The following is a 7,579-nucleotide window of genomic DNA, read 5'->3' as shown; positions in this document are numbered from 1 at the left end:
CATTGGGAACGGCTGAAGCAGCGACAAAAATACGTCCTGAATCGGATGGTACAGGAAAAGTATATTAGTGGTGCGAACGCAGCCCGAACACACACTGAAAAAGTTGTGTTTCAATCTCGCCAACGGGGAATTATCGCTGCACCACACTTTTTGTTTTGGTTAGCCAATCAAATCCCCCCTAGCCTTTCTTACAAAGGAAGGAATCAAGCCCCCCTTTTTAAGGGGGGTTGGGGGGATCAATCTGTGATTCGCACGACTATAAATCGCCCCTTACAGCAGTTTGTCCAAGCACAGGTACAGCAGGTAATTTCTTCTCTGGCCACCAACAATGTCCATAATGCAGCAGCGTTGGTAATTGATAACCACACTGGGGAAGTTTTGGCTTATGTCGGTTCGCCTGATTACTTTAATGAAGCAAAACTGGGACGCAATGATGGAGTTCAGGCGCTACGCCAACCAGGGTCTACCCTCAAACCTTTTGTCTATGAATTAGCTTTAGAAAAAGGTTTAATTCGTCCAAATACTATTTTGGCAGATGTACCCGCCCATTACGCCATTCCCGGCGCGAAACTTTACAGCCCCACAGATTACACCGAAAAATTTCTTGGCCCAGTGCGGGTAAGAATCGCTTTGGCAAACTCCCTAAATATACCCGCAGTACGCCTGTTAGAAAAAGTAGGTGTGCAAACTTTTTTAGAACGTCTGCATCAACTGGGATTTGAACACCTCAATCAAACTCCAGAACATTACGGTTTGGGTTTAACTTTAGGTAGTGGCGAAGTCAGTCTCTGGGAACTAGCTAGGGCTTACGTTACTATGGCACGGCAGGGAGATGCTACGCCGTTAGTAAGCACATTTTCTAATTCCCCACCCCCTACTCTCCACTCCCTACTCCCTAATCACACAATATGGCAATTAATCACCAACATACTCAGTGACAGCTATGCTCGTGCAACAGCATTTGGTGTAGACTCTGTATTAAATTTACCCTTTGCTGCTGCTGTTAAAACTGGTACTTCTTCCAATTTTCGGGATACTTGGACAGTTGGCTTCACTAGTGATTACACCGTCGCTACTTGGGTAGGCAATTTCAACGGTGAACCGATGCGTCAGGTTTCAGGTGTGACAGGGGCTGCACCGTTATGGAATCGAATTATGTTACATCTACATGAACATCAAGAACCAAAAACTTTTCCGCCTCCAGAAGGTTTGGTGGAATTACCTATTTGTGCCATTTCGGGGTTACGACCAACACCCGATTGTACCTCTGTGGTGCAGGAATATTTCTATCCGGAAGATAAAAGTAGTTACCAACATCAATATCAATTTAATTTACCACCAGAGTATGATGAGTGGTTAGCAAAACAACAGCAATCGAATTTTATTTCTACCAATTTGAGAATTTTATCTCCGCATCATGGGGATTTATTCTTACTATATCCAGGTGAAGAAACGAAGCAAAAACTCGAATTTAAGTTGGCGGTAAATAAATCTGCGCCTGTAGAGTGGTGGCTGAATGGTGAAAAGTTAGATAAAAACTCAGCTAATTATTTATTTTGGTATTTACGTCCTGGAAATTGGACATTGGAAGTCAGAAGCGGGGAAATGAGTGACGAAGTAAGTTTTCGGGTGGAGTTAGCTAGTGTAAAACCCACGCGTCGGGGATTTTCTATTAAGTAGGTCGGCGCAATTAAAGATAACTCGTGATGGCTGTCATTTGTCCTTTGTCATTCGTCCTTGGTAAGGGTTTCAAGCCTGTTTACGTTTCGTCATATAGTTTGATTTATTTTCACCGACTTACTTAGTAATTCTCAGGTAAACATGAATCGCCCATAATTAGGGTTTGCCTCTTCTGTCACTTTCGGCACAGAATAATCTCAATTCCCTATTTTTTTTAAGTCTTTCTGCAACAAGAGTATTTAAATGGCCAAATATCATTGGTGACAAGTTAAGGTGATAAACCATTTGTCAATAAGTAATAATGCTTAAAATTTTCCTGAAAAACGGGGTAGAAAACACTATTTTTGGTTAGGCGATACCTAGGTTGGGCTGCGCCTACGCGAAATTTTTAATGCATAATTCATTCTTGTGTTCAAAGCTAAGTACAATATCTAATTTCATACTAAGATAATTCGTAATTTTTCAGGATAATTACGAATTGACAGAATAAATTTTCTCTTAACTTGTCACGAATGACCAAATATGAATGCGATCGCTCAATTTTTGATCCTCTCTGAGAGAAAGATTACAAGTTACGTAAATTCACCCAAAAAGCTCTTTAAAGTAAATTTCAATATTCGTAAGTATACCGCTGGCATTTCACTTTCATATCAATAGTATGTGAAGGAGATATATGCAGGTGAAATCTAGCTAAGAACAATATTAATCAATAGACATCTCCAGAAATTAGGTTTTCACCTAGACAGAATAAGCGTTTGAGATTCTTTTTCGGAGATGTCTAATAAAACCTGCTATTGAGCCAGCATTCCACACCCCCGACTTTCACAATCGGTTTCTCCGATTTTTATCTGGGGCAAATGTTGTATTTAATACAAATATTATCAAATCAGGATTGCGATCGCTCATCGACAAAAGCCGAAAATTCCTAGTGTGACACTTTCGGGTGCAGAATGTGGGTTAATATAATTGCTGCGTTGTTTAAGGGAGGTTTCGGGGAATATAAGACTTTTAAAACACGCTATATGGGGTTAGGTTTATGAAGTTTTGATCTCAAAAACAATACTTTTCAAACATCCTCTAAGGTTTGAAAGTTCGACTACTAATCGGTCAGATTCAATTCATCGGTAAGCAAATTCGTAGAAAGGATTTTAGACCTATTTGTGATTAGTCTTACTTATAAATACTTGCAATTAGTCTTAGTCCAAAACTATGTTATTTGCAAGTCAAAGTGTTTCTGGCTGCTACAACTAAGGCTCTAAATACGGTCTTAAGTGTAGTTATGCATTTCACCATCCAGATCAAAAGGAAATCAAAAATGTTAATTTTGTGTGTTCTACAGTCAAGACAGTGGCTCGGACGGAAAGTATCTTCACGACTAATTAGCTTGCTCGCCCTGTTTACAACTGTGATGCACTTTGAGGTGCTTTCTAGCCCAGCATTGGCCATCCCACCGGCTGCATCTGTTCAAACCAAGCTAAAAGTGCCTATTTCAATGAGCTATGAGCCCTTCAATACTAGCCGTTACTTGAAAGTACCGCCCAACTTTTCCATCTCCGTTTATGCTCGTATTAAGAAAGCCCGCTTTATGGCAGTTGCTCCCAATGGCGATCTTCTAGTATCGCAGCCCAGTACGGGTAAAGTGTTACTGGTAAGACCAAATGGCAGTAGAGACCCAATTATTTCTGACTTCGTAGCAGGTCTACGCAGACCGCACGACATTGTGTTTCACAAGATTAACAACACAACATACATTTACATCTCTGAGACTCATCAAATTAACCGCTTCATCTACAAACCTGGAAACACAATGGCGCAAAATCGCCAAGTTGTCGTAGCTGGTTTACCAGACGCCAGTACCCGGGAACTGAGAGGTTCTTACGGTCACGAACTGAAAAATATTGCACTCGATGCCAACCACAAACTATATGTGTCCATCGCCTCGACATGCAACGCCTGCCTATCAGATACTGTTAGTAACCCAAAGCGCGGTGCAATTTACCAGTACAACGCTGATGGAACTAATCGCCGGCTTTTTGCCCAAGGTTTACGTAATGCAGAAGGACTCGCATTCGTCCCTGGCACAAATGACCTCTGGGTAACTGTTATGAATCGAGACAACGTCGCCTATCCTTTCAGGGATGCCACTGGCAACTACGGTAAGATTATCCCGTCCTACGTAGACAACCACCCGCCAGAACAGTTCACGCAAGTGCGAGATGGCGGTAACTACGGTTGGCCATTCTGCAACTCCAATCCTGACACGTCAAGTGGCTTCAACAATATGCCCTTCGATCGCGACTATGAGTTCAATGCTGATGGACGTGTTAATTGTAATGCGATGGACAAGATCAAAAAGGGTATGCAAGCACATTCGGCCCCATTGGGACTAACCTTCTTACAAAATACGAACTTTCCCCGTCTCTACTCAAATGGGGCAGTGGTGGGGTTGCACGGTTCATGGAATCGGCAGGAAAAAACCGGCTACAATATAGCTTACTTTCCCTGGGACACTAGGAGAAATCTCCCAGGAAACCAGATGAATTTAGTCAGTGGTTGGTTACTTGCAGCAACGCAAGAAGTCTGGGGGCGACCTGTAGATATGGTAGTGGATCAGCAAGGTAATTTGTTAATCTCGGATGACTATGGCCACGCCATCTACAAGCTCTCCTACACGCCACCAGGCTAAGTTTTATCAAACAGAATTCAGCATGAATTCTGACCAAAAAAACCGACTTTGGCGTGAGCGCTTGGTCGAAGGCTGAATAAGTGGGTCCTCCTCCCTTGCCTACCGTGTATACACAAGTCGGCAGACCTCTCCCCAAACCCCTCTCCGAGGCACAGAGGGGCTTTGAAGATTGGCTCCCCAACCCTTTAAGAGAAGGGGCTGTTCTTGTTAGGTCTGAGAGGGCTTTGAGCAAAATAAGTCACTTGTGTATACACGGTAGCCTTGCGGGGAGGGGTTGGCGGTGGGGTTCAGTACCTACTCAACTGAGAACCGCGATCACACAATTCCTCACAGTACTTGGAACTAAACCTCATCTAAGTTGAGAACCGTAGTTTTTGCCCTCACCCTAAATCCCTCTCCCATATATGGGAGAGGGACTTTAAAATTCTGAAACGACCAAACCACGTTAAATAGTTGAGAAAATTCTCAACTATTTTCGAGATTCCAAAAAACCTACCCTTGAAAGCCAATTTATCGGGGGGTTAGGGGGGATCTAGAAGTGCCTAAAATTACAGCCGACCACTTTTAAAACAACCTCTAATATTGAACACCCAGGGCTATTTCATTCTAGACATGAAAGGGAACTCTTAACAGGGAAATGAGCCACCCACGAGGGGTGGGGTTTCAACCTACCTAACGATAAAAGGATTTTTTCGCCCACTAGGCGCGAGGTTTTGAACCTTTATTTTTGACATAAACGACCCGGAACTGAAGTTCCTCTCTTAGAGGATGTTTGAAAAGTATTTTTCGTAACATCTAAGCCTCCCAAACCTAACCCCCCTAGCCCCCCAACCCTTGGAGGGAATGGGGGTTTCAAAGCCTCTCTCCGCTTCGGGGAGAGGAATGGAAGCGGGGTTTATAGTATACTTTACGACTTTTCAAACATCCTCTTATAGCTAAAGTACGTTTTAACGGACTATGACCTTTTCTCAGTAGTCTTTAGACTACTTTCGCTATAAGAGAGGTGAATTCATTCTGAGGCGGGCTAGATGAGAATGAAATAGCCCTGATTGAACACCCAAAACTAGCTACAGTTCTTTGAAGCAAGATACCGGAAATATTTTTGGTTTGATCCTCGGCCAATTTGTTTAACTACTCCCCACTCCCCATTCCCAGGAAATTAGTCAATTATAGGACTAGTATTTGATTTTTGAAATATACGTAGGGTGTGTTAGACGAAAGTACGGCACCCTACAAATACTTAAATTTTTTCATAAATCAAATATGATTCTTATATCAGTGGCAAAAAAACTGACAACTGATTGTATATTTTCGGAATAAAACAAAATGCAGTAAAAACTACTATTTTTTGAGCAATTGTTATGGGTTTAATTTGTAGCTAGGATGTCAACAGTACATCACCGACACAATCTGATTTATCAGCCGAAAAAGCCAAGTTGAGGACAAACTCTCGGCACATGGAATACTTATTTACGTGAGGTGGACAATTTTGAAACTTTGCATCTGAAATTTAAAATTTCTTAGCAGTAAGTGAAGCTATAGTGGATTTAGCAATGCTGCTGTTAATGTGGCCAAGGTTAGTCCTGCTGCCAAATTATGTGAATAATTAGTTTAGAAACGCACTCTAACTCAATGACAGGCAAAAACGCAAGACATAATGCATTTCTGCGGCTAGTGTCTAGTAATGGGGCAGCTTCGGGATCAGAATCTCGGTACTCACTGCCCCCCAGTAAAGAGATGGTAATTGGACGCGACCCCAGCTGCCAAGTTGTCTTGGACGCCATGATGTACCGAATGGTATCTCGTCGTCATGCAGTGGTTCGTCCGCTCTCTTTATCCCCTGATAGCAAATTTAGCTGGGTGCTTTGTGATTTGAATAGTGCTAATGGCACTTATTTGAATGGACAACGCTTGTATGAATGTCAGGAATTGCACCCAGGCGATCGCATTTCTCTAGGTGCTGATGGGCCGCAATACGTTTTTGAGTACGAGTATACCTCACTTTCGCCGGCGACGACAGTGAACCAAGTTACACCACTGCCTTCGGCGACGAACTACCACAGCCACACGCAATTAAAGCAGCCAGATTCTGTTAGCTTCACCCAGCTTTTTCCGATTATTTCCACTGGTAAAGATTTAACTCGTAAAGCTTACCTTGTACCGGGAATACTGACCGTAATCTTTGTGGTGCTGATGTTTGTTACAGTCGGTCGGCCCCAAGCTAATCAAGTGATCGTCGCAACTTACATTGCCTTTGCTGCCTACTATTTTGTTTACCAACTTTGCGGCAAACAGAAGCCTTGGTGGGTGCTAATGGCTGCGGCAATGAGTACGACGCTGATTTTACTCAGTCCGCTATTAGATTTATTTATCTTCGTGTTTCGCGCTATTCTACCTGGAAACTTGCCCACACCCCAACAATCTATCACCTTTACAGAGTTACTGGTGCGGATGTTTTTTGGCGCTGGCTTGATGGAGGAATTACTTAAGGCATTGCCTGTACTAGGGGCTTTTGCCATCGGCAGAATGTTGTCTTCACCTTGGCGGGAACGTATAGGTGTCTGGGAACCTCTAGATGGTATTCTCCTGGGAACAGCTTCGGCTGTGGGCTTCACTCTTTTGGAAACTCTCGGACAATATGTGCCAGATATTACTCAAAATGTCACGCAACAGGTGGGTATAGGCGCTGCTGGTCAACTGGCGGGTTTACAACTGCTAATTCCGCGAATTTTAGGCTCTGTAGCTGGACACATGGCTTATAGTGGCTACCTGGGTTATTTTATCGGGTTGGCTGTTCTCAAACCCAGTAGAAGTTGGCAAATTCTTTCTATTGGTTATCTTAGTGCCTCTGCTCTCCACGCTCTGTGGAATGCTACAGGATCAATCAATGCCTTGCTGTTAGTAGTTGTTGGGGTGTTATCTTACGCCTTTTTGATGGCGGCAATTCTCAAGGCACGGGCGCTGTCACCGACGCGATCGCAAAATTTTGCTACGCGATTTCTAGAGCCAAAATAACGGGTGAAATCAACATTAGCAGATAAATCTGCCTAGACCGGAAATTTATGTAAAAAAAAACAGATAAGAGTATAAGCTAATCGTCATTGATTTTTCCAGATTGATTCGCTTGTAGTAAGCGGCTCTATCCCTGGTAAGTAGAGCGACGCAAATAAAGCTAACTAGCTAAGGCTGTCATTTGTCATTTGTCATTTGTCA

3 protein-coding genes are annotated in these 7,579 nt (G+C 43.0%); all 3 read left to right on the top strand.

Features of this window, described 5'->3' with window-relative positions; genetic code table 11:
* On the top strand, nucleotides 1-1,680 hold a 1,680-nt coding region (locus tag LC605_RS17110), incomplete at its 5' end, for a penicillin-binding transpeptidase domain-containing protein (protein ID WP_229548716.1).
* A gap of 1,315 nt (nucleotides 1,681-2,995) precedes the next feature.
* Nucleotides 2,996-4,366: a sorbosone dehydrogenase family protein gene (locus LC605_RS17105; RefSeq protein ID WP_229548715.1), complete on the top strand. Its 1,371-nt coding sequence runs from the start codon at nucleotides 2,996-2,998 to the stop codon at nucleotides 4,364-4,366.
* Nucleotides 4,367-5,998: 1,632 nt separating this feature from the next.
* On the top strand, nucleotides 5,999-7,381 hold the full coding sequence (locus LC605_RS17100) for a PrsW family glutamic-type intramembrane protease (protein ID WP_229548714.1): 1,383 nt from the start codon (nucleotides 5,999-6,001) through the stop codon (nucleotides 7,379-7,381).
* Nucleotides 7,382-7,579 lie beyond the last annotated feature (198 nt).

The sequence above is a fragment of the Nostoc sp. CHAB 5836 genome, from assembly GCF_020829445.1.
Classification (GTDB): domain Bacteria; phylum Cyanobacteriota; class Cyanobacteriia; order Cyanobacteriales; family Nostocaceae; genus Nostoc.
The sequence above is the reverse complement of the archived record's forward strand: the minus strand, read 5'-3'. Positions and strand labels throughout refer to the sequence as shown.

Excerpts from the sequence above, each read along its gene's own strand:
- LC605_RS17100 (WP_229548714.1), top strand. The coding sequence starts at position 5,999 with ATGACAGGCAAAAACGCAAGACATAATGCATTTCTGCGGCTAGTGTCT.
- LC605_RS17105 (WP_229548715.1), top strand. The coding sequence starts at position 2,996 with ATGTTAATTTTGTGTGTTCTACAGTCAAGACAGTGGCTCGGACGGAAA.